Origin of the sequence: Streptomyces erythrochromogenes (genome assembly GCF_036170895.1) — a bacterium.
Classification (GTDB): domain Bacteria; phylum Actinomycetota; class Actinomycetes; order Streptomycetales; family Streptomycetaceae; genus Streptomyces; species Streptomyces erythrochromogenes.
In genome coordinates this window covers 4,532,250-4,557,033 of record NZ_CP108036.1, presented here as the reverse complement: position 1 = coordinate 4,557,033, position 24,784 = coordinate 4,532,250, and the positions used below count along the sequence as shown (strand labels likewise).

Below are 24,784 nucleotides of genomic sequence, written 5' to 3'. Positions count from 1 at the left end.
TACCCGGCGCCCTGCCATCCGCACCCCCTTGCGCACCTCCCCGACACACCGCAGGGGCCCGGCACGCTCGCGCGTACCGGGCCCCTGCGTGCCGGCCCCTGGCGGAGGGCTCAGCCGATGAGCCCGCCGATCAGGCCGGGCTGCTTGGTCGGAGCGGTGCCGCCCCCGCGGGTGCTGCTGCCCGACGAGGAGGACGGCGACTTCGGCGCCGTCGACTGGCGGGGGGTGCTGCGCGGGGTCTGCTGCTTGCCGGTCGTGCTGCCCCGGGTCGCGGTGGGCGACTCGGAACCCGCACCCGCCGTCTCCCGGGAGGGCGCGCCCGAAGCGGTCTTCCCGGCCTTGGCGGAAGGCTCGGACGGGGAGGGCGTCGGCGACGACTGCCGGGTCGGCTGCTGCTGCGCGGGCTGCTGCCTGGCCGGCGCCTGCGGCAGCGGGCGGCCCGGCAGGTAGTTGCTGGGGGCCTCGCCGGGACCGGGGACGGTGACCACGGTGGTGGAACGGACGGCGCCGCCCAGGAGCGAGCCGATGAGCAGGGTGAGCCCGCACACCACGGTCGCCATGACGGCGCCGCGCCGCAGCACGCGCCGGCGCAGGCGCCAGACCTCGGAGCGCGGCCCGAGGGTGCGCCAGGCTTCGCCGGCGAGCCGCCCGTCGAGGGAGTAGACCGGCGCGCCCGCGATGATCAGCGGGCTCCAGGCGGCGAGGTAGATGATGTCGGGCGCGTCGTAGGCCGGGACGGTCTTCCAGCTCACCGTCATCAGCAGTGCGGCGGACAGCAGCGCCCCGAAGCAGGCGGCGAACCGCTGCCACAGGCCGAAGACCGTCAGCACGCCGACGATGACCTGGAGGAAGGCCACGCTGAGACCCGCACCGACCGGGTGCGCCAGCGCGAAGTCGCGCAGCGGCTCGGCCAGCGCCCACGGGGTCAGGGTGTGCAGCCAGGTGACCATGGAGCCGCGCTCGCCGCCGTCGAAGTAGACGGGGTCGCACAGCTTGCCCATGCCGGCGTAGATGGAGATGAAGCCGAGGAAGACGCGCAGCGGGAGCAGCACGACGCCGAGGTTCATCCGGCGGCCGGGGTAGTAGGAGGCCTGGCCGCGGTTGTCGGCGGCCGGGCGCCGGGCGTCCGGCACGGGACCGGCCCCGGGGCCGTGCGGATGCTCGTACGGGAGGTCCCGTACGGCGGCCAGGGGGCGGGTCTCGGCGGGGTCCCCGTAGCTGCGCTGGCCGATGACGGTCGGCGTGGCCAGGGTGTCCTCGGCGAGGTCGTGGTCCAGGTCGATGCGCGGGATGACCTGGGTGGCGCCGCCGTCGTACTCGTCGTGGCCGCGCACGGCCTGGAGCAGTCCGCCCATGGCCGCGGCGGCGTCGCCGGTGTCGGACTTGCCGCTCCAGACCACGGGGGCCCGGCGGCGGGTGGCCCCGGCGGCGGCCACCACGGCGCCGCCCAGGACGGGCGCGCGGCCGGGGGCCTTCGCGGGCTTGGAACGCGCGCTCGGGCTCGGTGCGAGCCGCACGCGGAAGCTGGCGTGGTTGACGATGACCTGTGCGGGGTCGCACGGCACCTTGACCATGCTCAGCGCGGGCTGGTCGTCGAACCCTGACGTTCTGGTGTCCACACTCATCTAACCGAGTGATCAGTGTTTAGGACACTGCCTTGACATCAGGGATCTGTCCGAGACCCGTCAAGATCAAGCCACCCCGCCCTAAACGGGCGGGGTGACACGCTCACGGGTCATATGCGGTGAGCCAAGTGGATCAAGGCGATCAGGTGCGGGGCTGTGCGGTACGGCGGCGGGCCGCCTCGTACAGCACGACGCCCGCGGCCACACCGGCGTTGAGGGACTCGGCGCCGCCCGGCATCGGGATGCGCACGAGGTAGTCGCAGTTCTCGCCGACGAGGCGGCCGAGGCCCTTGCCCTCGGAGCCGACGACGATGACGACCGGGCCGCCGAGCGCCTCCAGGTCCTGCACCTCGTGCGTGCCCTCGGCCGCGAGGCCGACGATGGCGATGCCGGCCTTCTTGTACTCCTGCAGGGCGCGGGTGAGGTTGGTGACGCGGGAGACCGGCGTACGGGCGGCGGTGCCGGCCGAGGTCTTCCAGGCACCGGCGGTCATGCCGGCGGCGCGGCGCTCGGGGATGACCACGCCGTGGCCGCCGAAGGCGGAGACGGAGCGGACGATCGCGCCGAGGTTGCGCGGGTCGGTGACACCGTCGAGGGCGACGATGAGCGGGTCCTCGCCGTTGTCGTAGGCGGCGTCGGTGAGGTCCTCGGGGTGCGCGTACTCGTACGGCGGGACCTGGAGGACGAGGCCCTGGTGGTTGAGCCCGTTGGTCATGCGGTCGAGCTCGGGGCGCGGGGCTTCCATCAGGTTGATGTTGCCGCGCTCGCTGGCGAGCTGGAGCGCCTCGCGGACGCGCTCGTCGTTGTCGATGAACTGCTGCACGTAGAGGGTGGTGGCGGGGACGCCGTCGCGCAGCGCCTCGAAGACCGGGTTGCGGCCGACGACCATCTCGCTGGTGCCCTTGGGGCCGCCGCGGCGGGGGGCCGGGCGGCGCTTGGCGGCCTGACGGGCCATGGCGTTGGCGATGCGGTTCGCCTTGTGCTTCTTGCGGTCCTCGGCCTTGGGCGTGGGGCCCTTGCCTTCCAGGCCCTTGCGCCGCTGGCCACCGCTGCCGACCGTGGCGCCCTTCTTGTTGGACGTGCGGCGGTTCCTGCGCTGGCTGTTCCCGGCCATGACCTCTACCTGTTTTCGTTGGTGCTGCGATATGTACGTATGAAGAGTGTGCCGCCCGGGAGGCCGGGCGGCACAGTCGGACTGCTCCGGGTGCCGGGGGCTCAGCGGGGGCCGAGCGTCCAGCGCGGACCCGTCGGGCTGTCCTCGATGACCAGACCGGACTGCTGGAGCTGGTCGCGGATGGCGTCGGCGGTCGCCCAGTCCTTGCGGGCGCGGGCGGACTCGCGCTGCTCCAAGACGAGGCGTACGAGGGTGTCGACGGCTCCGTGGAGGTCCTCGCCGCGGTCGGCCTCGCCGGCCCAGTGCGGGTCGAGCGGGTCCAGACCGAGGACGCCCAGCATGGCCCGCACCTCGGACAGGCGCGCGATGGCCCCGTCCTTGTCGTCGGCGGCGAGCGCGCTGTTGCCCTGGCGGACGGTGGTGTGGACGATGGCGAGCGCCTGCGGCACGCCGAGGTCGTCGTCCATGGCCTCGGCGAAGGCGGGCGGGACCTCCTTCGCGGCCTCGACGGGGCCGCCGGCCTTCTCCACCACGCGCTGGATGAAGCCCTCGATGCGGGCGAAGGCCGACTCGGCCTCGCGCAGCGCCTCCTCGCTGTACTCGATCATCGACCGGTAGTGCGGGGTGCCGAGGTAGTAGCGCAGGACGACCGGGCGCCACTGCTTGACCATCTCGGAGACGAGGACCGAGTTCCCGAGGGACTTGGACATCTTCTCGCCGGACATGGTCACCCAGGCGTTGTGGACCCAGTAGTTCGCGAACGCGTCGCCGAAGGCCTTGGCCTGGGCGATCTCGTTCTCGTGGTGCGGGAAGATCAGGTCGAGCCCGCCGCCGTGGATGTCGAAGGCCTCGCCGAGGTACTTGTGGGCCATGGCGGAGCATTCGAGGTGCCAGCCCGGACGGCCGCGGCCCCACGGGGTCTCCCAGGACGGCTCGCCCGGCTTGGCGGACTTCCACATGGCGAAGTCGCGGGGGTCGCGCTTGCCCGTCTCGCCCTCGCCGGAGGGCTGGAGCAGGTTGTCGAGCTCCTGGTTGGACAGGCTCAGGTAGCCGGGGAACGAGCGCACGTCGAAGTAGACGTTGCCGTCGGCCTCGTAGGCGTGGCCGCGCTCGATCAGGCCGCGCATCATCTCGATCATCTCGGGGACGTGGCCCGTGGCGCGCGGCTCGTAGGTGGGCCGCAGGCAGCCGAGGGCGTCGTACCCGTTGTTGAAGGCCTGCTCGTTGTCGTAGCCGATGGACCACCAGGGGCGGCCCTGCTCGGCCGACTTCGTGATGATCTTGTCGTCGATGTCGGTGACGTTGCGGATGAAGGTGACGTCGTAGCCGCGGTACGCGAACCAGCGGCGCATGACGTCGAAGTTCAGGTAGGACCTGATGTGCCCGATGTGCGGGGCCGCCTGCACGGTGGCGCCACAGAGGTAGATCGAGACGCAGCCCGGAACGAGCGGGATGAAGTCGCGGATCTGCCGGGCGCTGGTGTCGTACAGGCGAATAGTCACGGCATCCAGGGTAGTGCGCCTGTAGCAGTGCCCCGCGACCTTTGGGGGCGCGGGGCCGCTTTGTTGCCGAAGATGTGCCGTCTCCGCGGGCGTTCAGGCCCGGTTCGTCCGGTACACGAGGGCGGTGGCGATGGCGGCGAGGCCCTCGGCCCGGCCGGTGAGGCCCAGTCCGTCGGTGGTGGTGCCCGATACGGAGACGGGGGCGCCCGCGGCGGCCGCGAGCGCCTTCTGTGCCTCTTCGCGCCGCTTGCCGATCTTCGGGCGTACGCCGATCACCTGGATGGCGATGTTGCCGATCTCGAAGCCCTCCACGCGCACGATCCGGGCGGCCTCCGCCAGCAGGGTGACACCGGCGGCGCCGGACCACTCGGGGCGGGAGGTGCCGAAGTGCGCGCCGAGGTCGCCGACTCCGGCGGCCGAGAAGAGGGCGTCGCAGGCGGCGTGCGCGGCGACGTCGCCGTCGGAGTGCCCGGCGAGACCGTCCTCCCCCTCCCAGAGCAGGCCGGCGCACCACAGTTCGCGGCCGGTCTCGAAGGCGTGCACGTCGGTGCCGATCCCGACGAGCGGGATCAGCGCGGCGTCGAAGCTAGAACCCATCGTTGGCCCTCCTGCGGGCGAGTACGGCCTCTGCGAGGACCAGGTCGAGCGGTCGGGTGACCTTGAAGGCCTCTTCGTGTCCCGGGATCACCACGACGGGGACGCCGAGGCGCTCCACCATGCCGGCGTCGTCGGTGGCGCCCTCGCCGGCGACGGCGATCGCGGCGTGCGCCTCCAGGAGCGTGGCGAGGTCGAAGCCCTGCGGGGTCTGCACGGCGCGCAGGCGGGCCCGATCGGGCGTGGCGACGACCGGCTCGGGCTCGCCCGGCTTGCCGGGCTCGACCTCCTTGACGGTGTCGGCCAGCGGGAGCGCGGGCACCACGGCGCGGGCGCCGTCGCGCACCGCCTCGACGACGGCGTCCACGGTGTCCACCGGGACGAGCGGGCGGGCCGCGTCGTGGATGAGTACGGAAGTGACGTCCTGCGGCAGCGCGTCCAGGCCGGCCCGTACGGACTCCTGGCGGGTCTCCCCGCCCGGGACGACGAGGACCTCGGTCCGCTCGGGCAGCGCGTGCTCGCCCAGCAGGAGGCGCACCTCTGCCGCTTCGGCGGCCGGGGCGACGACCACCACGACGGACACCGCACGGGAGCGGGCCATCGCGCGGACGGCGTGCACGAGCATCGGGGTGCCGCCGAGGGCCCGCAGCGCCTTGGGGGCACCGGGGCCGAGGCGTACTCCGCGGCCCGCGGCCGGGATCACCGCGGCGGTGCGGCGGGGGCGCGTTACATCAGACATCAGTAGCTCCGAGCCAGGTTTCCGAGCCAGGTTTGTGACTTCGGCCGACATGGGTATGGCCTGAAGGGTGCCGGGTGCGACGCCCTCGCCCCTTCCGTGACGACCGGTCGAGCAGGCTGCCCGGACCCGGCACGCCAGTGAGAAGTACGAGTACGGTTCACGATGACGGGTACGAGTACGCAAGAGGTACGGATACAGACATGCCGCAGCGCCCGGCAACAGGCCTCTCGTGGAGGAGAGACCTTGTCATCGGGCACCGCGGCAAGCTGTGCACACCGTGCACGGGGCCTCGCGTCAGGACGCGAGAACCTCGTCGAGGAGGGCCTCGGCCTTGTCCTCGTTCGTGTTCTCAGCGAGCGCGAGCTCGCTGACCAGGATCTGGCGCGCCTTCGCGAGCATGCGCTTCTCGCCCGCGGAGAGCCCGCGCTCGCGCTCACGACGCCACAGGTCACGCACCACTTCGGCGACCTTGATGACATCGCCAGAAGCGAGCTTCTCCAGATTTGCCTTGTAGCGCCGGGACCAGTTCGTCGGCTCTTCTGCATACGGTGCACGAAGCACCTCGAAGACCCGGTCCAGCCCGTCCTGGCCGACTACGTCGCGAACGCCGACGAACTCCGCATTGTCCGCAGGCACACGAACCGTCAGGTCGCCCTGGGCGACCTTGAGCACCAAGTAGGTCTTGTCCACGCCTTTGATCTGGCGAGTCTCAATGGCCTCGATCAGCGCGGCCCCGTGATGGGGATAGACCACGGTGTCGCCAACCTTGAACGTCATGTGACAGGTACCCCTTCCGTGGCTATCCAGGGTAACACGAGAACTGACTGTTATGAATGGCGTTTTCGCAGGTCAGGGCACATCTCGGGGCTTGACAACAGCAACAGGAACGTGCTGCGGAAGGCTTCCGGAAGGGGGTATTCGCAGGTCGGGGGCGCTGCGCGGACCGGGCGAAAGGGCCACGCTACACCCGCTCCACACCCCCACCAGTGTGACGTACGTCCCGTTTTGCCGGGTTGAGAGTCGCGAAACCCAACTGCTCCGTTCGGCTGGCGAGCACCCGTACGGGAGCCGGTTCCGGCCCAATCCGGAATTGATCACCGAGTGGCGTTCGGGGGAATCCCGGAATTGATCAACGGACGGCGGTCGCACGATATGCGAGCGCCACATGATCGGCGAGGGGAACGGCAAGGCGAACGCCGGGCGGAATGCAAGATCGGGGACCACCCCCAGGGCGGCGGCCGCCCTGCGGAGGGTCGGGTGCGGGGGCGGGGCGGCGGCTCGGTAACCTAAGCGCGCTGACACACCCTTAGAGCGGCTTTACCTCGGCCTCTCCGGGGGTACCTCCCAGCGGTTGCCGGGAGAGCCCACCCTTCCGTTCCGTTCGTCCAAGGAGTTGCCGCCGCCGTGAGCCGCAGCCTTCGACGCGGCGCCCTCGCCGCCACTGCCGTCGTGTTCTCGATCGCCTCGCTGGCCGCATGCGGTGCGGGCAACGACGCGCAGACTCTCCAGATCAAGCCGGACAATGCCGCCGCCACCAAGGGCGACATCGAGATCCAGAACGCTCTGGTGATCACCCAGGGCGAGAAGGACAAGAAGGGCCCGGCCGTCGTCTCGGCGACCGTCTTCAACAACGGCACCAAGGCACAGACGCTTGACGGCATCACTCTTGCGGATGGCAAGGGCAAGGTCGTGCTGAAGCCGGCCGGAGGCGCCGGCAAGATCACCGTGCCGGCCGGCGGCTCCGTGGTGCTCGGCGGCAAGGACAACGCCTCCGCCGTGATCGAGAACGGCTCCGAGGCCGCCAAGAACGGCGACGTGCAGAAGGTCGTCTTCCAGCTGAGCAGCACGGGCGGCGTCGAGCTCCAGGCCTTCGTGGTCCCGGCGGCCGGCATGTACGCGGGCTTCGGCCCGTCCGCGGCCCCGGCCCCGGTCGGCAGCCCGTCCGGCAGCCCCTCGGGCACGCCGTCGGGCTCCCCGTCCGGCTCCCCGGCCGGTGCGGCCTCGGGCAGCCCGTCCGGTTCCCCCTCGGGCGCCGCGGGCGCGGCGCCGTCGGGCTCCGCCTCGCACGCCGCGGGCCACTGACGCACGCCGTACACGTACGCATACGGGAAGGGCCCCCGTCCGCACCAGCGGACGGGGGCCCTTCCCGTGCGGGTCCCGGTTTACGGCTCGAACTTGTATCCCAGGCCGCGGACCGTGACCAGGTAGCGCGGCGCGCCCGGGTCGGGCTCGAACCCCTCCCGCGTGCGCCCCTCGCACGACGGCCGAGGGGCACGCCGGTCCCGGTTTACGGCTCGAACTTGTAGCCCAGGCCGCGGACCGTGACCAGGTAGCGCGGCGCGCCCGGGTCGGGCTCGATCTTGGCACGCAGGCGCTTGACGTGGACGTCGAGGGTCTTGGTGTCGCCGACGTAGTCGGCGCCCCAGACCCGGTCGATCAGCTGCATGCGGGTCAGCACGCGGCCCGCGTTGCGCAGCAGCATCTCCAGCAGGTCGAACTCCTTCAGCGGGAGGTCCACCTTGCCGCCGGCGACGGTGACCACGTGGCGGTCGACGTCCATCCGTACGGGGCCCGCCTCCAGGGCCGCCGGGGTGACCTCCTCCGGCTCGCCGCGGCGGCGCAGGACCGCGCGGATGCGGGCGACCAGCTCCCGCGAGGAGAAGGGCTTGGTGACGTAGTCGTCCGCTCCTATCTCCAGCCCGACGACCTTGTCGATCTCGCTGTCCTTGGCGGTCACCATGATCACGGGCACGTTCGAGCGGCCGCGCAGCTGCCGGCAGACCTCGGTGCCGGGCAGGCCGGGGAGCATCAGGTCGAGGAGGACGAGGTCGGCGCCGTTGCGCTCGAACTCGTCGAGCCCGTCGGGGCCGGTCGCCGCGATGGCGACCTCGAAGCCCTCCTTGCGGAGCATGTAGGACAGGGCGTCGCTGAAGGATTCCTCATCCTCGACGACGAGCACTCGGGTCACGGAAGGACCTCCGGGGCAGGGATGGCTGGAGCGGTTCTGGTTCAGGCTGGGGTCGGGTGGGTGCGGGGGGCGGCCGCCGGGGACGACGCGGCCGCTTCGGGGAGCCGCAGGGTGAAAGTGGAGCCCTGGCCCTCCGAACTCCACACCGACACCTCCCCGCCGTGCGAGGCCGCCACGTGCTTCACGATCGCAAGGCCGAGGCCGGTGCCTCCCGTGGCGCGGGAGCGGGCCGGGTCCACGCGGTAGAAGCGCTCGAAGATGCGCTCGCGGTCCTTCTCCGGGATGCCGATGCCCTGGTCGGTCACGGCGATCTCGATCAGGTCTCCCCCGGGCGCCGCGACCCGGCGCCCGGCTATGCCGACGCGGGTACGGGCGGGACTGTAGTTGACGGCGTTCTCGACCAGATTTCCGAGGGCTGCGGCGAGCTGCCCGCGGTTGCCCCAGACGCGCAGGTCGGCGGTGCCGCCCGCGGCCATGGTGATCTGCTTGGAGGACGCCGTGTGCCGGCAGCGGTCGATGGCCTCGGCGACCAGCGTGTCCACGCGGACGGGCTCGGCGTCCTCCAGCGGGTCGTCGTTCTGTACCCGGGAGAGGTCGATGAGCTCCTGCACGAGGTTGATCAGCCGGGTCGACTCGATCTGCATGCGGCCGGCGAAGCGGCTGACCGCCTCGGGGTCGTCCGCGGCGTCCATGACGGCCTCGGACAGCAGGGAGATCGCCCCGACCGGGGTCTTCAGCTCGTGGGACACGTTGGCCACGAAGTCACGGCGCACGGCCTCGATGCGGCGGGCCTCGGTGAGGTCCTCGACCAGGAGGAGCACCAGGCGGGAGCCGAGCGGGGCGACGCGCGCCGAGACCGCGAGGGCCTCGCCCCGGCCCGTACCGCGGCGGGGCAGGTCCAGCTCGACCTGGCGTATCTCCCCGTCCCGGCGGGTGTCGCGGGCCATGTGGAGCATGGGCTCCACGGCCAGCTTGCCGCCGCGTACGAGCCCGAGGGCGTAGGCGGCGGACGAGGCCTTGACGACGGCGTCGCCCTCGTCGAGGACCACGGCGGAGGAGCGGAGCACGGACAGGACGGTGTCCACGCCGGGCGGCAGCACCGCGTTGATGTCGGGGCGCATGGAGCTCCGGGTGGGGCGGGCCTGGTCGCGCTCGCTCCAGCGGAACGCCAGCATCGCGATGACGCCGGTGCAAAGACCGGCGATCGCTGCAGCTGCGGCGACCGCCGCGTTCACGTCCATGGATCCAGGTTAAGCAGGCGCGACGACACTTCCACAGCCGTTCGGGTGGCACCTCGAACAGTCGTCGCCCAGAGTTCACCCTGGCGACGGGGTTGATTCACTTGTGGTGCCGGAGTCGGACGCGTTTGCGGCCCACCGTGTCAACGTGGGGCAGAAGGCCGCCCCGGCCCGCCCCGGGCATCACCGCAGTAGTAGGTCGAGAGAGGGACACGAGACATGCGCGACGCGTACCACGAGGAACTGGACTCGATCGGAGAAGGCCTGGTCGAGATGGCCCGGCTCGTCGGTTCCGCGATCGGGCGGGCCACGACGTCCATGCTCGATGCCGACCTCAAGCTCGCCGAGAGCGTCATCGCCGCCGACCAGAAGGTCGACGACCTGCAGCACGACCTGGAGGCCCGCGCCATCGCGCTGCTGGCCCGCCAGCAGCCCGTCGCCACCGACCTGCGGATCGTCGTGACCTCGCTGCGGATGAGCGCCGACCTGGAGCGCAGCGGCGACCTGGCCCAGCACGTCGCCAAGCTCGCCCGGCTGCGCTTCCCGGACCGCGCCGTCCCGCGGGACCTGCACGCCACGATCCTGGAGATGGGGCAGCTCGCGCAGCGCCTGATGGCCAAGGCGGCCGAGGTCATCATCACGAAGGACGTCGACCTGGCGCTCCAGCTGGAGCAGGACGACGACGAGATGGACCAGTTGCACCGGACGCTGTTCCAGCACCTGATGGACGACCGCTGGAAGCACGGCATCGAGACGGCGGTGGACGTGACGCTGCTCGGCCGCTACTACGAGCGCTTCGCGGACCACGCGGTGTCGGTGGCCAAGCGCGTGGTCTACCTGGTGACGGGTGAGCACGCGGACGACCTCCAGCAGCCGACCCAGATCGAGGGCGTCTGACGCTGCGCGCGGCGTGCGACGGCGCAGAGCCGCTTCGGGCTCCCGTGCGCCGTTGACGCGCCGGTGCGGCTGGGCATGAATGAGGGCGAGGGCGGTCAGTCGTACGAAGTCCCGTATGCCGCGGGGCACCGCCCCGCCGAGGAGGAACCATGCCCGATTCCCCCGTCCCCATCACCCCGGAGCAGGAGCAGCCGCCGAGGCCCGAGCCGCTGCGGCTCCCGCTGCTCGCGGCCTGTGGCTGCGGCTCCGGCTGCGGCTGCGGCTGCCAGTCCGGTGCCCCCTGCCAGTGCGGCGGCTGACCGGGCCCACCCGGTTCGCCACCCCGCCGCACGTCACCGCACCCGGTGCGACGAGAGGCCCCCTGCCCGCGGACATCCGCAGGCGGGGGGCCTTTCTGCGTACGAGGCCTGCTGAGGCCGGGCTCGTGCGGCTGCGATGCCGTCGGGCGGCTCCGCCCTCGCCGCCGGCGGCACCGCTCGCGCCGACCTCGCCAGGTTCACCGCGTCGTGGCCGGCGGACCGGGCGCGGTCGGACCGGGCGCGGCCCGGCGCCTCACCTCAGGAGCCACTTCCGGGTCAGCTCCATGACCTCCGCGCGGCTGCGGCCGCCGTGGTCGGCGGCGATGAAGTGGGAGCCGATCCGCAGGGAGAAGGTGATCAGGGAGCGGACCTCGACGTCGTCCTCGTCGGCGCAGAAGGCGCGGAAGAGCGAGCGCAGGTACTCCATGCGCCGGCTGTCCGCGCGGCGCAGCCGCTCGGCGACGGCCTCGTCGCGCCGGGCCCAGTCGCGGATCGCCAGGTCGGCGTCGACACCGACCACCGGCCCCTCCTCGTAGGAGGCGACGATCGTGAACAGCCGCTCCAGCCTGGCCCTGGCGTCTCCCCCGCCGCTCTCGACCAGCTCGATCACCGCCTCGGAGACCTCGCGCTCCCAGGTGTCGAGCATCTCGGTGAGCAGTGCGCCCCGGCTGCCGAAGTATCCGTAGAAGCCCCCCTTGCTGACGCCGAGCGCCTGCGCGAGCACCTCGACGCGTACGGCCTCCGGGCCGCCGGCGGCCAGCGCCCGCAGCCCCTCCTCGATCCACTTGCCGCGCGGTGTGCGGGTCGCGCCCATGGTGTGTCCCTCCTCACGCACCCCCGTCTATACGGTGCCGTATAGACGGGTGCTAGCCTCGATCTATACGGCATCGTATAGACAGGGGCTTACTCATGAGACTCCCCAGAACCGCGCACACCTCCCGTCCCTGGCGGATCCACGAGATCGCCGGAGACTTCCGGGTCGAGGACGTGTGGGCGCTCCCGACCCCGGGCGGGCCGGACGACCTCGCTCGGCTGGTGGGCCAGTTCGCGAGGGACACGGGGGACCCGGTCCCCTCCCGCGTGGGGCGCGCGCTCTTCGCGATCCGGTGGAAGCTGGGCGCGCTGCTCGGCTGGGACGCGCCGGCCGACGGCCTCCGCTCCCGGGTCCCGACGCTCCGCGACCGGCTGCCGGCGGACCTCCGTGCGGGCGACCGCGGACCCGACCTCCCCTCGCTCCCGTTCACGTCCGTCTACCAGACGCACGACGAGTGGGCGGCGGAGACGGCGAACAAGACGATGCACGGGGTGCTGCACATCGGCTGGGTCCAGGACGGGAACGGCGGCCACCACGGCCAGATGACGGTGCTGGTGAAGCCCAACGGCCTCCTGGGCTCGGCCTACATGCTGGCCATCAAGCCGTTCCGCTACCTGGGCGTCTACCCGGCCCTCATCCGCTCGATCGGCGCGGAGTGGCGGAAGACCACGCCGACGCCCTCGACACCCGCGAAACCCACCCCGAACTGACCCCGGAGACGACGACAGCCCCGGCCCGCCGACGAGCAGCGGGCAGGGGCGGGGGACGGACCGGTCAGCGCTTGAGGTCGATCGTGAAGCGCCTGGTGCCCGGAGCGATCGTGTCGGCGTGGACCGAGCCACGGGCCCGGTCGAATGCACCGGTGCCGCCGGTGATCCCGTTGTCGAACGAAGGGGGAGGTCCCGGGACGAGGTGGCCGAAGACCATCCCCTGCACGGAGAGCTGGCCGCCCGGGAGGGTGTAGGTCACGACGCACTGCTCCGCCCCGCCGTTGTCGACCCGGGTGGTGGTACAGGTGCCGCCGGTCTCGCCGACCTGTTTGTCGTCCTTGTCGAAGAGGATCGAGCGGAAGACGGTCCGATCGCCCTGGGCGGGCGCCCCGCCGGGGTTGACGGGGAAGCGCGTCTGCTCCGCGAGCCGGCCGGTGAGTGTGATGACCCGGCTCTTGCCCTTGTCGTGGTCGGAGTCGGAGTCCGTCGCGGCGGCGGCCGCGGCGGGGGCGCAGGCGATGAGGGTGACCAGCGCGGTGGCCGTGCCGAGACGGGCGGCTCTGATGGGGCGCATCGTGCGGCTCCTGAGGTTGATGCTCTCGGATGGTCGGACGACGAGACCGTCATCCGATTTCCTTCATAACCTCGGCTCCGGCACCGCCCGGAGGTTCCCGGCGCGACCCACCGGCGGATCCGACCGATCGGACCACACCGGACCCCGGACAGACGAAAGCTCCCGACCCGCACCGCACGTGCAGGTCAGGAGCCTCCTCTTACGTCAGGGTTACTTCTTGCCCTGGTTCTTGACGGCCTCGATGGCGGCCGCGGCCGCGGCCGGGTCGAGGTAGGTGCCGCCCGGGTTGAGGGGCTTGAAGTTCGCGTCCAGCTCGTAGACGAGCGGGATGCCGGTCGGGATGTTCAGGCCCGTGATGTCGGCGTCCGAGATGCCGTCGAGGTGCTTGACCAGACCGCGCAGGGAGTTGCCGTGCGCGGCCACCAGGACCGTGCGGCCCGCCAGCAGGTCCGGGACGATGCCGTCGTACCAGTACGGCAGCATGCGCTCGACGACGTCCTTGAGGCATTCGGTGCGCGGACGCAGCTCGTTCGGGATCGACGCGTAGCGCGGGTCCTCGGACTGCGAGAACTCCGTACCGTCCTCGAGCACCGGCGGCGGGGTGTCGTAGGAGCGGCGCCACAGCATGAACTGCTCCTCGCCGAACTCGGCGAGGGTCTGCGCCTTGTCCTTGCCCTGCAGCGCGCCGTAGTGGCGCTCGTTCAGGCGCCAGGAGCGGTGCACCGGGATCCAGTGGCGGTCCGCGGACTCGAGCGCGAGCTGCGCGGTGCGGATGGCGCGCTTCTGGAGGGAGGTGTGCAGAACGTCGGGCAGCAGGCCGGCGTCCTTGAGCAGCTCACCGCCGCGGACCGCCTCCTTCTCGCCCTTCTCGGTGAGGTTGACGTCCACCCAGCCGGTGAACAGGTTCTTCGCGTTCCATTCGCTCTCGCCGTGGCGGAGGAGGATCAGCTTGTACGGTGCGTCGGCCATGCGTACGAGCCTAGTGGACGCGCGGGCGCGCTCGCGCGCGGTGTGCGGCGGGCGCCGATTGACGGTCCCGGTCAATTGACTGGCGTCCCGAGCCCGCCCCCTCGTAATGTGCACCTCGCCAGAGCGACGCTTACACCCTCGGGGGGATTCCGTATGTCCGCTGCCAGTCTGAGACGGGCCGTCCGGGAGAGCGTCTCGGGTCTGCCCCGGGCGTTCTGGTGGCTCTGGACGAGCACCCTGGTGAACCGCCTCGGGGCTTTCGTCGCGACCTTCATGACCTTGTACCTGACCCTGGACCGGGGCTACTCGGCCTCCTTCGCGGGACTCGTGGTCGCCCTCCACGGCCTGGGCGGCGTGATCTCCTCGCTCGTCGCGGGCGTGATGACCGACCGGCTGGGGCGGCGCCCCACGCTGTTGGCGGCCCAGGCCTCGACCGCCTTCTCGGTGGCGCTGCTCGGCTTCATGGAACACCCGGCGGCGATCGCGGCGGTGGCCCTGCTGGTCGGCATGACCTCGAACGCCTCCCGCCCGGCGGTCGCGGCGATGATGGCGGACATCGTCCGCCCCGAGGACCGCGTACGGGCCTTCGCGCTCAACTACTGGGCCATCAACCTCGGCTTCGCCGTCAGCGCGACCGCGGCCGGCCTGATCGCCGAGTACAGCTACCTGGCCGGCTTCCTGGGCGAGGCCGCCCTCACGCTGGCCTGCGCGGTGCTGGTGTACGTCAAGCTGCCCGAGTCCCGGCCGGAGCGCGGCGGGTCCGGCGGGTCCGGCGCGGCCTCGGACAAGAGCGGCGCGGAGCCGGAGATCGGGCTCGGGAGCGTGCTGCGGGACGGGCGGTTCATGGGCGTGGTCGGCCTGTCGTTCCTGATCTCGCTGATCTTCACGCAGGGGTCGGTCGGCCTGCCGGTCGCGATGGGCTCCGCCGGGTTCTCGCCCGGGGACTACGGGCTCGTGATCGCCGTGAACGGCTTCCTGATCGTCGCCCTGCAGATCCCCGTCACCCGCCTCATCGAGCACCGCGACCCGCAGAAGCTGCTGGTGGTCTCGGCGCTGCTGGCCGGCTACGGCTTCGCGCTGACGGCCTTCGCCGGACCGGTGTGGGCGTACGCGCTGACGGTGTGCGTGTGGACGCTCGCCGAGATCGTCAACTCGCCGACCCAGATGGGCCTGGTCGTACGGCTCTCGCCGGTGCACGGGCGCGGGCGCTACCAGGGCGTCTACACGATGTCCTGGGCGGTGGCCGCGCTGGTGGCGCCTCTGATGGCCGGCTTCATGATCGACCGGTGGGGGGCCGACTGGCTGTGGGCGACCACCGGCGTGCTCGGCACGGTGGCGGCGGTCGGCTACTGGCTGCTCATGCGGAACCTGCCCGCGGGGGACAGGAGTACGCAACCGGCCGCGGCCGGCGGCACGACCGCTGCCGGCGACGCCGAGCCGAAGACGGCCCCACCGCTTCCCGCCGAACCGGCTCCGGCCGGGCCGCTGCCCACCTCGGGCCCCGTCGGGGCGAGCTGACCGGCCGAGGCCGGGGGCCGGGGCCGGGTGGCCGGGGCCCGGTGGCCGGGGCCGGGGCCGGGGCCCGGGGGCCGAGGCCGGGGCCGGGGCCCGGGGGCCGAGGCCGGGGCCCGGGGGCCGAGGCCGGGGCCCGTGGCCGGGGCCGGGTGGCCGGGGACTGCGGGCGCCCGGTCCCGGCCGGGCGGGGCCGGGGCTGGGGCCGGGCGCGCCGTTCGGTGCGGTGCGGTGCGTCAGCCGATCGGAGTGCCGGGCCCGGCGGCCGGTTCGCCCTGCGGCCGCGTCAGGTGCTTGAAGGCGTCGAGGTTGAAGGTCGGCTCGCCGCGCGAGACCCGCCAGTCGTACTCGCGCCGGATCGCGCTCGCGAAGCCCAGCTCCAGCAGCGTGTTGAACGAGCCGTCCGCGGCCTCCAGCACCGTGCCGAGCAGTCGGTCCAGCTCCTCCGGGGTGACGACCGACAGCGGCAGCCGGGCCGTCAGGTAGATGTCGCCGAGCCGGTCGACCGCGTAGGCCATCCCGTACAGCTTGAGGTTGCGCTCCAGCAGCCAGCGGTGGACGCCCGCCTCGTTCTCGTCGGGGTGGCGGATCACGAAGGCGTTGACCGACAGCGAGTGCCGGCCGATCTTGAGCGAGCAGGTGGTGCTCAGCTTGCGGGTGCCGGGGAGCTGGACGACGTACGTCCCCGGCTGCGGGCTCTCCCAGCCCAGCTCCGCGGCGGTGAGCGCGCTCTCGATGATCTCGGCGGTGTCAGCCATGGTGGGAGCGTACGCGACGGCGATGATCGTGCATCGCCGCCGTGTAGACGTCGGCCGTGCCGCTCGCCGCGGTGTCCCAGCCGAAGAACTGCGCGTGCCGCGCCGCCTCGGCCCCCATCCGGTCGGCGAGCCCCGGTTCGTCGACGAAGCGGCGCAGCTGGCGCGCGTAGTCCGCCGGGTCGTGCCCGGGTACGAGGATCCCCGTGACGCCGTCGTTGACGGCGACGGGCAGCCCCCCGACCTCGGCGGCCAGCACCGGGGTGCCGGCGGCCTGGGCCTCTATCGCGACGAGCCCGAAGGACTCGCTGTAGGAGGGCATGACCAGCACGGACGCCGCCCGGAACCAGTCCGCGAGGCCGTCCTGGGCGACCGGCGGGTGGAAGTGCACGAGGTCGGCGATGCCCAGCTTGGCGGCGAGCTTCTGCAGGCCCTCGGGCTTGGCGAGGCCGCTGCCGCTGGGGCCGCCGACGACGGGGACGAAGAGGCGGCGGCGCAGCGAGGGGTCCCGGTCGACCAGGACGGCGACGGCGCGCAGCAGGATGTCGGGGGCCTTCAGCGGCTGGATCCGCCCGGCGAAGAGGGGGATGACGGCGTCCTGCGGGAGCCCGAGGCGGGCGCGGGCGGCGGCCCGGCCGTCGCCGACGGTGAAGCGTTCGAGGTTCACGCCGGGGTGGACCACGGCCACCTTGGACGGGTCGGCCTCGTAGTACCGCACGAGCTCGTCGGCCTCTTCGGCGGTGTTGGCGATGAGCCGGTCGGCGGCGGAGACGATCTGCGTCTCGCCTATGACGCGGGCGGCGGGCTCGGGGGTGTCGCCCTCGGCCAGCGCCGCGTTCTTGACCTTGGCCATGGTGTGCATGGCGTGCACGAGGGGCACGCCCCAGCGCTGGGCGGCGAGCCAGCCCACGTGCCCGGAGAGCCAGTAGTGGGAGTGGACGAGGTCGTAGTAGCCGGGGCGGTGGCCGGCCCAGGCCTGCATCACGCCGTGGGTGAAGGCGCACAGCTGGGCCGGGAGCTCCTCCTTGGCGAGGCCCTCGTAGGGGCCGGCGTCCACGTGCCGTACGAGGACGCCGGGAGCCAGCTCGACCACGGGCGGCAGCCCGCCCGTGGTGGCCCGGGTGAAGACCTCGACCTCGATGTTGATCGCGGCGAGCCGCCTGGCCAGCTCCACGATGTAGACGTTCATCCCGCCGGCGTCGCCGGTCCCGGGCTGGTGCAGCGGTGAGGTGTGCACGCTGAGCATGGCCACGCGGCGCGGTTTGCGGTGGTGGCCGACGGCCGGCAGGCGCAGCCGGGGCGGCTCGTGGCGGGTGGCGGCGCGGGCGGCCGCGAGGCGCCCGGTGAGACTGCCGCCGAGGCGGGACACGTACTGGCTCAAGGAAGCGCTTCCTCTCGGCTCGGACGGTGCGCGCGCGACGCTCGGACGGCATGACTGCGGGGGCGCGTAGGGCGCCCTGCAAGGAGTGCAACCCGGATGGCCGTCCCCCGCATTCCGGGGGATCCGCATTTCCTGCGGGTTCCTCGTTTTTCTTGGGGGTTCCTTCGGGCTTCCTTGGCGCGCCCTCGGGGCTTCCCTCGGGCTCGCTGGGGGCTTCCTGGGGGGCGCCGGGAGATTTTCATGGTGTGCGGGCCCTCCGCTTACCCTCGGCTCATGGCCTCCCGCAGTACCCCTTCGCCGTCACCCAGCCGCGCCTCCGGCCGTCCTGTGGGCTCGGTGACGCGCGGGACGACGAACCCGAACCGGTTGCGCCGGATGGACCGCTGGATCGCGGCCACCCACGGGGCCGCGTTGCGGCGTGCGGGGGATCCGGTGGCGGTGGACCTCGGCTACGGGGCCGCGCCCTGGACCGCGGTCGAGCTGCTGGCGCGGCTGCGGGACGCGGCGCCGCGGGTGCGTGTGGTCGGCATCGAGATCGAGCCGGCGCGGGTGGCGGGGGCGAAACCGTACGAGCGCGAGGGGCTCAGCTTCCGGCACGGCGGCTTCGAGGTGCCGCTGGAGGGCGGGGAGCGGGCGATGCTGATCCGCGCCGCGAACGTGCTGCGCCAGTACGACGAGGAGCAGGTCGCGGAGGTCTGGGCGCGGCTGTGCGCGCGGCTGGCCCCGGGCGGGCTGCTGGTGGAGGGGACCTGCGACGAGATCGGGCGGCGGCACGTGTGGGTGGCGCTGGGGCCGGAGGGCCCGCGCACGGTGACGTTCGCGACGCGGCTGGGCTCGCTGGAGCGTCCCTCCGACCTGGCGGAGCGGCTGCCGAAGGCGCTGATCCACCGGAACGTGCCGGGGCAGCCGGTGCACGCGTTCCTGCGCGACTTCGACCGGGCCTGGGCGGCGGCTGCTCCGTACGCCTCGTACGGGGCGCGGCAGCGCTGGATCCGGACTGCGCGGGCGCTGTCCGCCGACTGGCCCCTGGCGGACGGGCCGGTGCGGTGGCGGCAGGGGGAACTGACGCTGCGCTGGGAGGCGTTGCGCCCGGTGGGGTGAATGCGGTGCGGCGGGGAACCGGGGGCGGGTGTGCCCCGTTCGATCCGTGAGGGGCAGGGCTCGGGGTCCGTTGGGGCAGACAAGATCGAAATGACGTCCACAAGGGTGTCGGAATTCATCGACTCGTGGCACCATCCCGATGGCAGTGCGAAGTTACTGATGAATAGTCAGATCTGATGTCAGGTCTGGCTCGGGTGCCTGGGGGGACCATGGGGTCGGTAAGGCGACGACGAGGCGCAAGCTCTCTCGTGCTGCTGTGCGCGATGGCAGTGCTGACGGCGCCGGGACTCGCGACGGGCACGGCGTACGCGGCTCCGGCGGTGCCGGGCGCGCCCGCCGCTCCCGCCACGCCGGGAGCTCCGGCCACTCCGGCCGCTCCCCTGCCCGGGCCTGGCGGCAAGTCCCTGGAGCAGGTCCGCAAGGACATCGAGGAGCTCTACCGGCAGGCGGGCACCGCGACGGACGCCTTCAACCTCGCCGAGGTCGAGACCAAGGCCCAGTCGGACAAGATCGTCGAGATCGCCAACCTGATCGTCGCCGGCAAGGAGCGCATCGCCACGCTGAAGAGCCGCGCGGGCGCCGCGGCCCGCGCGCAGTACCGCGCGGGCGGCCTGCCGCCGGGCGCACGCCTGGCGTTGAGCGACGACCCGAACCAGTTCCTCGACGGGGCCGACCGGTTGCGCCAGGGCGAGAAGGCCGCCTCGGACCTCCTGACCGAACTGGACCGCACCCAGACGGACTTGCAGCGCTACGCGGAGGAGGCGAGCGAGCGCTGGCAGAAGCTGGAGGCCAACCGGGTCAAGCAGGAGGAGTCCAAGAAGCAGATCGAGGAGAAGATCAAGGCCGCGGAGGAACTGGAGAGCAAGCTGGAGGCCGAGGAGAAGGCCCGGCTGATCCAGCTGGAGCAGGAAGCCCAGTACCGCGCACAGACGGCGTGGCTGTCCACGGGCGCGATGAAGGACGTCAACGGCAAGGCGACGGACGCCGGCAAGCAGGCCGTCCAGTTCGCCACGGCCCAGATGGGGAAGCCGTACAAGTGGGGGGCCGTGGGCCCCGACTCCTTCGACTGCTCCGGACTGACCTCCCAGGCCTGGCGCGCGGCGGGCCGGGGCATCCCGCGCACCTCGCAGGAGCAGCTGCGCCTGCTGCCGAAGATCGCGCTCAAGGACATGCGTCCGGGCGATCTGATCATCTACTTCGACGACGCGAGCCACGTCGGCATGTACGTGGGCGACGGCGCGATGGTCCACGCCCCGCGCCCCGGCCGCAACGTGACGATGGCGGGCGTGGGCTCCATGCCGATCAAGGCGGTAGTCCGCCCGGACGCCTGACCCTCCCGGGCGGACCAGCCGCCCCCCGGGCCCACAGCCCGCCCCAAGCCCCGGCCCGCCCGGCGCCCGCCGCAGCGGGCCGGAGGCCGTCCGCCGGGCAGAAGCCGCGGACCGTACGCCGCTGCCGGTGCCCGGGGCCTGAGGCCGTTCACCGAGCCGCGGTCCGCCGGGCGGGCCCCGGCGCCGCAGGACGCGCCCGGGACTCGGGCCGCTGCCCAGCAGCGCAGGCCGGAGACGATTCACCGGTCCGCGGCCGCACCCCCCGCCGCGCCGCGGGCCGCGCGCCCCCGCCGGGCCCAGGCGGCGTCCAGCCCCTCGGGCCGGCCCTGACCCCAGCCGGCGGCTCTCGCCACTTGCCCGCTCCGCCGCAGGCGGGCCCTGGGCGGGGGTTCGGCCCCTTCGTACCCCTTGCAGGGGCCATCGACCCCCGAGCCCCGCACGGCCCGGCGCCGCAGACCGTGGCCCGGAGCTGCCGCAGAAGTCGGCGTCGCCGCAGGCCGGGCCGTGGCCGAGCAGCGCGGCCGCCGGCGACGGCCCGGCTGCCGCCGGCGTAGGGCCGCACGGGCCTTCGCGCCGAGGCGGAGCGGTGGGTGGGGCCGGGCGACACGGTGGCCGGGGCCGCGGGGCGCGCTACGTCCCCGGGGCCTCGGGCGGCTGCCCGGGCTGCGGAAACGGGGCGAGGGCGGGCAGCAGGTCCGAGGCCGTCGATCCGGGGCCCGGGGAATCGGGTGGTGGGGGCGAGGCAACCCGGTGGAGGTGGGGGACGTCTCGGTAGACGGGACGGAACGCGGCCCCGCCGTGACCTTTGTCATCCAGTGAGGCCGATTTTCCCCCGTGATGACGGCATATGACGGAGGCCCCCGCCAAGAACGGCATTCCGTTCGCGGGGCCGGGACCGCTAGGGTCTGCCGGAGCGCACCCTCGGGGGGAGGGAAGGAACCGGAAACGATGCCCGTACCCGTACCGCGGCAGAGGGACACCCCCGCCACGGAGAGCGGTCAGGCCGTTCTGCACACCGCCGCACCGCCCGCCTCCATCGGTGCCGGTGTCGCGCAGGCGACCCCTCAGACCACCGCCCTGACCCTCCTGGTCATCGAGGACGACCCCGCCGGCGGGCTCACCGTCCCCGAGATCCTCGACGCCGACGGCCACCGCATCCGGCTCCGCACCGCCCGCAACCTCACCGAGGCCGAGCGGCTGCTCACCCCCGACGTGCACTGCATCCTGCTCGACCTGTCCCTCCCCGGAAGCGGAAACGGAAGCGGAAACGGAACCGGCCCCCGCGTCGCCGGCGGAGCCACGACCACCGCCACCCTGGACCAGCAGCTCGCCGTCCTCCACCAGGTGCTGCGCCTCGCGCCCCGCCACGCCGTCCTCGTCCTCACCGACGAGGACGACGCCGAGCGCGCCGCCGAGGCCGTCCGCGTCGGCGCCCAGGACTTCCTCTTCCGGGACGAGCTGGACGGCCGCCTGCTGAGCCGCGCCATCCGCTACGCCGTGGAGAGAAAACGGGCCGACATCGCCCAGTACAAGCTTGCAGAATCGAAACTGCGCGCCCAGGAGAACGCCCGCCTGGAGCGCGGCCTGCTCCCCACCCCCCTCCTGGAGGGCTCCGATCTGCGCTTCGCCGCCCGCTACCGCCCCGGCCGCAGCCGGGCCCTCCTCGGCGGCGACTTCTACGACACCGTCCGCACGCCCGACGGCACCGTCCACGCCATGATCGGCGACGTCTGCGGCCACGGCCCGGACGAAGCCGCCCTCGGCGTCGAGCTCCGCATCGCCTGGCGCGCCCTGACCCTGGCCGGGCTGTGCGGCGACGACCTGCTGGCCACCCTCCAGGAGGTGCTGGAGGTGGAGCGCCCCTGCGAGGAGATATTCGCGACGCTGTGCACCGTCGACATCGCCCCGGACGGCCGCCGCGCGGGCCTGTGCCTGGCCGGCCATCCGGCCCCGCTGATCTCCCGTCCGGGCCGCCGCGCGCAGCTCCTCCCGTACGAGAACAGCGGCCCGGCCCTCGGGCTGCTGCCCCGGGCCCGCTGGCCGCGCCGGCAGGTCGAGCTCGGCGGCACCTGGAGCCTGATGCTCTACACCGACGGCCTCATCGAGGGGCGGATCGGTGAGGGCAAGGAACGCCTGGGCCAGGACGGCATGGTCGAGATGATCAACCGCCACCTGGACCGCGGTCTGAGCGGCGAAGGGCTGCTGGAGGCCTCCGTCACCGAGGCCCGCCGCCTCAACGGCGGCGAACTCACCGACGACGTGGCCGTGGTCCTGCTCTCCCGTGCCGAAGGCTGAGGGTTACCGGCCGCCGTTGTAGGGGCCGTACGGCCCGTCGCTGCTGCTGCCACCGCTGCGGCGGCCGCCGCCCGAGACCTGCTTGAGGGCGGGTCGTACGTCCACGAAGAACACGATGGTCGCCACCAGGCCCGCGATCTGGAGGAAGAGCATCCCCAGGAAGGCGTCCACGAGCACGGTGATGCCGAGGATGACCAGCCAGAAGGTCTTGCTCTGCTTGTCGGCCGCCCGGTACGCGTCGTCACGGGCCAGCAGCGCGAACCCGAAGGCCACCACCGCGAGCACCAGCATGGCGAGCCCGAGCAGCGGGACCACCCCTCGATCGAACCCGTCCATCAACATCGCTTCGACCGCCTTCTCATGCTTGCGCTTCGCACTTCCGATGCCGCCTCACTCCACGCTACCGGCACACGCCCCTCCATCAACCACAACGGGCCGGGCCCTGTAAGGGTGCCCGGCCCGTGGTCGCCCATGCGGGCGCGGTTCAGCTCGCGTCGTCCGCGGTGACGACGGCCTTCTTGGCCGTGCTCTTGCGCGCGGCGGGCTTCTTGGCCGCGGGGCGCTCCTCGGCAGCGGCCTCGGCCACCGGCTCGGCCTGCGCCTCGGGGGTCGGCTCGGGCCGCGGCTCGACGACGACGGCGATGTCGACGATCTCGTCGGAGACCTCGCCGCGCCAGGCCCGTACCGCCTGCTCACCGTGCTCGGCGACCTTGTCGTAGGTCTCCTTGGCGCGCACCGCGTACTCGGCGGCCACGCCGACCCCGCGCAGCGCCAGGTCCTGGGCGGTCTCCCCGATCTTCTTCGGGTCGATCGCGCCGAACACCTCGGCGACCTTGGCGGTGACCGCTTCCTGCACGGCCTTCGGGTCCGTGTTCTTCACGGCCTCGATGCGCGCGGGGGCCTCGGCGCGCAGCTGCTCGATGAGCTCCGGCACCTTCTTCGCCTGCTGGACGGCGAGGTCGGCGGTGCCGGCGGCGAAGTAGAGGGGAGTGGGGTCGGTGAGGGTCTTCTTCAGGTCATCGGCGATGGCCATGTGCTGGTCCTCCCGGATCAACTTCAGTCGGTCTTAGGCGGCATCTCGTCGGCGGGCTTGTCGGGCGTGTCCGTCATGCCGGGTGTGCCGGGCGTGTCCGGCCCGGCGGGAACGGCGGGCGCGTCGAGCGCGTTCTCCTTGCGGAACGACTCGTAGATCTGGAGCAGCACCTGCTTCTGCCGCTCGTTGATCGACGGGTCGGCGAGTATGACGGCTCGCGTCTCCACCTCGTCGCGGTCCCGCTCGTCCAGGATCCCGGCCTGCACGTACAGCGTCTCCGCGGAGATCCGCAGCGCCTTGGCCAGCTGCTGGAGGATGTCCGCGCTCGGCTTGCGCAGCCCGCGCTCGATCTGGCTCAGGTACGGATTCGACACTCCCGCGGCCTCGGCCAGCTGCCGCAGCGAAAGCTGCGCCTGCCGCCGTTGCTCACGGAGGTATTCGCCGAGGTTTCCGACGTTGAGCGATGCCATGCTGCAGATCCTGCCCGACTCCGCTAACTTTTGCAAGCAGATGCTTGCAGCATCTCCCACTTCCTCAGGCGTCGAAGCTGAGCCTGAGCACGATAGGTGTCGCATTTGCACGACAACTGCCGTAGGGAGCACGGAACTACGCCAGACCGATCAGGCCGCGAGCACGGAAGCCTCGGATCCCGCGTCACCTCGCGGGTGCGGCCGGTGTACACACGCCGCGCGGCGCCCGATGCCGGGCCCCCGGTCAGCCGGCTTCCGTCAGGGCCGCGTGCGCGGCGGCGAGGATCTCCTCGGAGAGCGGGGAGCCCTGGGCGGCCCGGGACAGGACCAGAGCACCAACCAGGGTGCACAGCCGAGCGAGGCCGCCCTCGCCGCCCCCGACGGCCTCGGCGGGGGCGAGGAACGCGGCGAAGTCGGCCACGCCCTCCGCGTAGGTACGGCGCGCCTCGCGGCCTTCGGGTCCGCGCGCGATATCGGTGGCGAGAGCCGCGACCGGGCAGCCGTCCGCCGCGTTGTCACGGTGTTCGACGGAGAGGTAGGCGTCGATCAGGGCCCGCTGAGCGACATCCCGCTGCCCGTCGTGCCGATCGAGCCCGGCCACGTTGCGCCGTGCGATCTCATCGAAGACGTGGGCGGTGACCTCATCGACGAGCGCCTCCTTGGAGGCGAACTGCTTGTAGAAGGCGCCGTGGGTGAGGCCGGCCGCCTTCATGAGATCGGCGACGCTGACGTGGGTGCCCTGCTCCCGGAACAGCCGCGACGCGGTGTCCACCACCCGCCGGCGATTTTCCTCCGCCTGCGCCTGCGATACGCGGCCCATGGCCACCTCCCGTTTGGATGTTGACTGGCATCTATCATAGCCC

Annotated in this window: 25 protein-coding genes; 8 read left to right on the top strand and 17 right to left on the bottom strand. The window is 72.5% G+C overall.

Annotated elements, in window-relative coordinates; all coding sequences use genetic code 11:
• Positions 1-110: 110 nt before the first annotated feature.
• From OHA91_RS20765 to OHA91_RS20740, 6 genes are all read right to left on the bottom strand, one after another.
• Positions 111-1,625, bottom strand: a complete 1,515-nt coding sequence (locus OHA91_RS20765) for a DoxX family protein (protein WP_328739730.1) — start codon at positions 1,623-1,625, stop codon at positions 111-113.
• Positions 1,626-1,767: 142 nt separating this feature from the next.
• Entirely contained in the window at positions 1,768-2,739 is a 972-nt protein-coding gene (rlmB, locus tag OHA91_RS20760) for a 23S rRNA (guanosine(2251)-2'-O)-methyltransferase RlmB (protein ID WP_031154329.1), read from the bottom strand.
• A gap of 101 nt (positions 2,740-2,840) precedes the next feature.
• The gene (gene cysS, locus OHA91_RS20755) at positions 2,841-4,241 is read right to left on the bottom strand and encodes a cysteine--tRNA ligase (protein ID WP_031154327.1); all 1,401 of its coding nucleotides are present in this window, start codon (positions 4,239-4,241) and stop codon (positions 2,841-2,843) included.
• Positions 4,242-4,334: 93 nt separating this feature from the next.
• Positions 4,335-4,838, bottom strand: a complete 504-nt coding sequence (gene ispF / locus OHA91_RS20750; RefSeq protein WP_031154324.1) for a 2-C-methyl-D-erythritol 2,4-cyclodiphosphate synthase — start codon at positions 4,836-4,838, stop codon at positions 4,335-4,337.
• Positions 4,828-5,574: a 2-C-methyl-D-erythritol 4-phosphate cytidylyltransferase gene (gene ispD / locus OHA91_RS20745; protein WP_031154322.1), complete on the bottom strand. Its 747-nt coding sequence runs from the start codon at positions 5,572-5,574 to the stop codon at positions 4,828-4,830. Before ispD ends, ispF begins: the two co-directional genes overlap by 11 nt.
• A 294-nt stretch (positions 5,575-5,868) precedes the next feature.
• Positions 5,869-6,351 (bottom strand): CarD family transcriptional regulator, encoded by a 483-nt coding sequence (locus OHA91_RS20740; protein ID WP_003953493.1) that lies wholly within the window; start codon positions 6,349-6,351, stop codon positions 5,869-5,871.
• 627 nt (positions 6,352-6,978) lie between these two features.
• On the opposite strand from OHA91_RS20740, the gene OHA91_RS20735 reads away from it, so the two are divergent.
• A complete protein-coding gene (locus OHA91_RS20735; protein WP_031154320.1) occupies positions 6,979-7,656 on the top strand; it encodes a hypothetical protein in 678 nt (225 codons plus the stop codon).
• A 205-nt stretch (positions 7,657-7,861) separates the two neighbouring features.
• On the opposite strand, the gene OHA91_RS20730 is transcribed toward OHA91_RS20735, so the two are convergent.
• Positions 7,862-8,542, bottom strand: a complete 681-nt coding sequence (locus OHA91_RS20730) for a response regulator transcription factor (RefSeq protein WP_030387286.1) — start codon at positions 8,540-8,542, stop codon at positions 7,862-7,864.
• Positions 8,543-8,583: 41 nt separating this feature from the next.
• Positions 8,584-9,783, bottom strand: a complete 1,200-nt coding sequence (locus OHA91_RS20725) for a sensor histidine kinase (RefSeq protein WP_051893378.1) — start codon at positions 9,781-9,783, stop codon at positions 8,584-8,586.
• A gap of 216 nt (positions 9,784-9,999) precedes the next feature.
• Here OHA91_RS20725 and phoU point away from each other — a divergent pair, with 216 nt between their 5' ends.
• Positions 10,000-10,677, top strand: a complete 678-nt coding sequence (phoU, locus tag OHA91_RS20720) for a phosphate signaling complex protein PhoU (protein ID WP_030658995.1) — start codon at positions 10,000-10,002, stop codon at positions 10,675-10,677.
• Between the two features lie 149 nt (positions 10,678-10,826).
• Positions 10,827-10,976 carry a hypothetical protein gene (locus tag OHA91_RS20715; protein WP_167344738.1) on the top strand — a complete coding sequence of 50 codons (150 nt, stop codon included), beginning with the start codon at positions 10,827-10,829 and terminating at the stop codon, positions 10,974-10,976.
• 253 nt (positions 10,977-11,229) lie between these two features.
• On the opposite strand, the gene OHA91_RS20710 is transcribed toward OHA91_RS20715, so the two are convergent.
• Positions 11,230-11,790 carry a TetR/AcrR family transcriptional regulator gene (locus tag OHA91_RS20710; protein ID WP_031154313.1) on the bottom strand — a complete coding sequence of 187 codons (561 nt, stop codon included), beginning with the start codon at positions 11,788-11,790 and terminating at the stop codon, positions 11,230-11,232.
• Between the two features lie 95 nt (positions 11,791-11,885).
• Between OHA91_RS20710 and OHA91_RS20705 the strand changes: the two genes are divergently transcribed.
• The gene (locus OHA91_RS20705) at positions 11,886-12,500 is read left to right on the top strand and encodes a DUF2867 domain-containing protein (protein ID WP_328739727.1); all 615 of its coding nucleotides are present in this window, start codon (positions 11,886-11,888) and stop codon (positions 12,498-12,500) included.
• Between the two features lie 64 nt (positions 12,501-12,564).
• Here the strand turns inward: OHA91_RS20705 and OHA91_RS20700 are convergent, their stop codons facing one another.
• Together OHA91_RS20700 and OHA91_RS20695 are read right to left on the bottom strand one after the other, a co-directional pair.
• Positions 12,565-13,074, bottom strand: coding sequence for an allene oxide cyclase barrel-like domain-containing protein (locus OHA91_RS20700; RefSeq protein WP_328739725.1), 510 nt, complete (start codon positions 13,072-13,074; stop codon positions 12,565-12,567).
• A gap of 210 nt (positions 13,075-13,284) precedes the next feature.
• Positions 13,285-14,043: a phosphoglyceromutase gene (locus OHA91_RS20695; protein ID WP_031154305.1), complete on the bottom strand. Its 759-nt coding sequence runs from the start codon at positions 14,041-14,043 to the stop codon at positions 13,285-13,287.
• A 153-nt stretch (positions 14,044-14,196) separates the two neighbouring features.
• Here OHA91_RS20695 and OHA91_RS20690 point away from each other — a divergent pair, with 153 nt between their 5' ends.
• Complete coding sequence (locus OHA91_RS20690; RefSeq protein ID WP_266500091.1) at positions 14,197-15,561, top strand: MDR family MFS transporter; 1,365 nt, start codon at positions 14,197-14,199, stop codon at positions 15,559-15,561.
• A 230-nt stretch (positions 15,562-15,791) separates the two neighbouring features.
• Here the strand turns inward: OHA91_RS20690 and OHA91_RS20685 are convergent, their stop codons facing one another.
• Positions 15,792-16,313, bottom strand: a complete 522-nt coding sequence (locus tag OHA91_RS20685; protein ID WP_031154300.1) for a type III secretion system chaperone family protein — start codon at positions 16,311-16,313, stop codon at positions 15,792-15,794.
• Positions 16,306-17,691: a D-inositol-3-phosphate glycosyltransferase gene (gene mshA, locus OHA91_RS20680; protein WP_031154298.1), complete on the bottom strand. Its 1,386-nt coding sequence runs from the start codon at positions 17,689-17,691 to the stop codon at positions 16,306-16,308. The genes OHA91_RS20685 and mshA overlap by 8 nt, the downstream gene beginning before the upstream one ends.
• A 273-nt stretch (positions 17,692-17,964) precedes the next feature.
• Between mshA and OHA91_RS20675 the strand changes: the two genes are divergently transcribed.
• The 3 genes from OHA91_RS20675 to OHA91_RS20665 all read left to right on the top strand — a co-directional run bounded on the left by OHA91_RS20675 (position 17,965) and on the right by OHA91_RS20665 (position 22,418).
• Positions 17,965-18,792 (top strand): class I SAM-dependent methyltransferase, encoded by an 828-nt coding sequence (locus OHA91_RS20675; protein WP_209441529.1) that lies wholly within the window; start codon positions 17,965-17,967, stop codon positions 18,790-18,792.
• Positions 18,793-19,001: 209 nt separating this feature from the next.
• Positions 19,002-20,123, top strand: a complete 1,122-nt coding sequence (locus tag OHA91_RS20670; protein ID WP_031154293.1) for a C40 family peptidase — start codon at positions 19,002-19,004, stop codon at positions 20,121-20,123.
• Between the two features lie 948 nt (positions 20,124-21,071).
• The gene (locus tag OHA91_RS20665) at positions 21,072-22,418 is read left to right on the top strand and encodes a PP2C family protein-serine/threonine phosphatase (RefSeq protein WP_031154290.1); all 1,347 of its coding nucleotides are present in this window, start codon (positions 21,072-21,074) and stop codon (positions 22,416-22,418) included.
• A 3-nt stretch (positions 22,419-22,421) separates the two neighbouring features.
• Here the strand turns inward: OHA91_RS20665 and OHA91_RS20660 are convergent, their stop codons facing one another.
• The 4 genes from OHA91_RS20660 to OHA91_RS20645 all read right to left on the bottom strand — a co-directional run bounded on the left by OHA91_RS20660 (position 22,422) and on the right by OHA91_RS20645 (position 24,741).
• A complete protein-coding gene (locus tag OHA91_RS20660) occupies positions 22,422-22,760 on the bottom strand; it encodes a DUF2516 family protein (RefSeq protein ID WP_031154287.1) in 339 nt (112 codons plus the stop codon).
• 142 nt (positions 22,761-22,902) lie between these two features.
• Entirely contained in the window at positions 22,903-23,451 is a 549-nt protein-coding gene (locus OHA91_RS20655) for a hypothetical protein (protein WP_031154286.1), read from the bottom strand.
• Between the two features lie 23 nt (positions 23,452-23,474).
• Positions 23,475-23,921 carry a helix-turn-helix domain-containing protein gene (locus tag OHA91_RS20650; protein ID WP_266500082.1) on the bottom strand — a complete coding sequence of 149 codons (447 nt, stop codon included), beginning with the start codon at positions 23,919-23,921 and terminating at the stop codon, positions 23,475-23,477.
• Positions 23,922-24,165: 244 nt separating this feature from the next.
• Positions 24,166-24,741, bottom strand: coding sequence for a TetR/AcrR family transcriptional regulator (locus tag OHA91_RS20645; RefSeq protein ID WP_328739724.1), 576 nt, complete (start codon positions 24,739-24,741; stop codon positions 24,166-24,168).
• Positions 24,742-24,784 lie beyond the last annotated feature (43 nt).

Coding starts and splice junctions, on each gene's coding strand:
- OHA91_RS20690 (WP_266500091.1), top strand. CDS start 14,197: ATGTCCGCTGCCAGTCTGAGACGGGCCGTCCGGGAGAGCGTCTCGGGT.
- OHA91_RS20685 (WP_031154300.1), bottom strand. CDS start 16,313: ATGGCTGACACCGCCGAGATCATCGAGAGCGCGCTCACCGCCGCGGAG.
- OHA91_RS20675 (WP_209441529.1), top strand. CDS start 17,965: ATGGCCTCCCGCAGTACCCCTTCGCCGTCACCCAGCCGCGCCTCCGGC.
- OHA91_RS20700 (WP_328739725.1), bottom strand. CDS start 13,074: ATGCGCCCCATCAGAGCCGCCCGTCTCGGCACGGCCACCGCGCTGGTC.
- OHA91_RS20645 (WP_328739724.1), bottom strand. CDS start 24,741: ATGGGCCGCGTATCGCAGGCGCAGGCGGAGGAAAATCGCCGGCGGGTG.
- OHA91_RS20715 (WP_167344738.1), top strand. CDS start 10,827: ATGCCCGATTCCCCCGTCCCCATCACCCCGGAGCAGGAGCAGCCGCCG.
- OHA91_RS20725 (WP_051893378.1), bottom strand. CDS start 9,783: ATGGACGTGAACGCGGCGGTCGCCGCAGCTGCAGCGATCGCCGGTCTT.
- OHA91_RS20705 (WP_328739727.1), top strand. CDS start 11,886: ATGAGACTCCCCAGAACCGCGCACACCTCCCGTCCCTGGCGGATCCAC.
- OHA91_RS20665 (WP_031154290.1), top strand. CDS start 21,072: ATGCCCGTACCCGTACCGCGGCAGAGGGACACCCCCGCCACGGAGAGC.
- OHA91_RS20765 (WP_328739730.1), bottom strand. CDS start 1,625: ATGAGTGTGGACACCAGAACGTCAGGGTTCGACGACCAGCCCGCGCTG.
- rlmB (WP_031154329.1), bottom strand. CDS start 2,739: ATGGCCGGGAACAGCCAGCGCAGGAACCGCCGCACGTCCAACAAGAAG.
- OHA91_RS20655 (WP_031154286.1), bottom strand. CDS start 23,451: ATGGCCATCGCCGATGACCTGAAGAAGACCCTCACCGACCCCACTCCC.
- OHA91_RS20740 (WP_003953493.1), bottom strand. CDS start 6,351: ATGACGTTCAAGGTTGGCGACACCGTGGTCTATCCCCATCACGGGGCC.
- OHA91_RS20695 (WP_031154305.1), bottom strand. CDS start 14,043: ATGGCCGACGCACCGTACAAGCTGATCCTCCTCCGCCACGGCGAGAGC.
- OHA91_RS20650 (WP_266500082.1), bottom strand. CDS start 23,921: ATGGCATCGCTCAACGTCGGAAACCTCGGCGAATACCTCCGTGAGCAA.
- OHA91_RS20670 (WP_031154293.1), top strand. CDS start 19,002: ATGGGGTCGGTAAGGCGACGACGAGGCGCAAGCTCTCTCGTGCTGCTG.
- ispD (WP_031154322.1), bottom strand. CDS start 5,574: ATGTCTGATGTAACGCGCCCCCGCCGCACCGCCGCGGTGATCCCGGCC.
- phoU (WP_030658995.1), top strand. CDS start 10,000: ATGCGCGACGCGTACCACGAGGAACTGGACTCGATCGGAGAAGGCCTG.
- OHA91_RS20660 (WP_031154287.1), bottom strand. CDS start 22,760: ATGTTGATGGACGGGTTCGATCGAGGGGTGGTCCCGCTGCTCGGGCTC.
- OHA91_RS20710 (WP_031154313.1), bottom strand. CDS start 11,790: ATGGGCGCGACCCGCACACCGCGCGGCAAGTGGATCGAGGAGGGGCTG.
- ispF (WP_031154324.1), bottom strand. CDS start 4,838: ATGGGTTCTAGCTTCGACGCCGCGCTGATCCCGCTCGTCGGGATCGGC.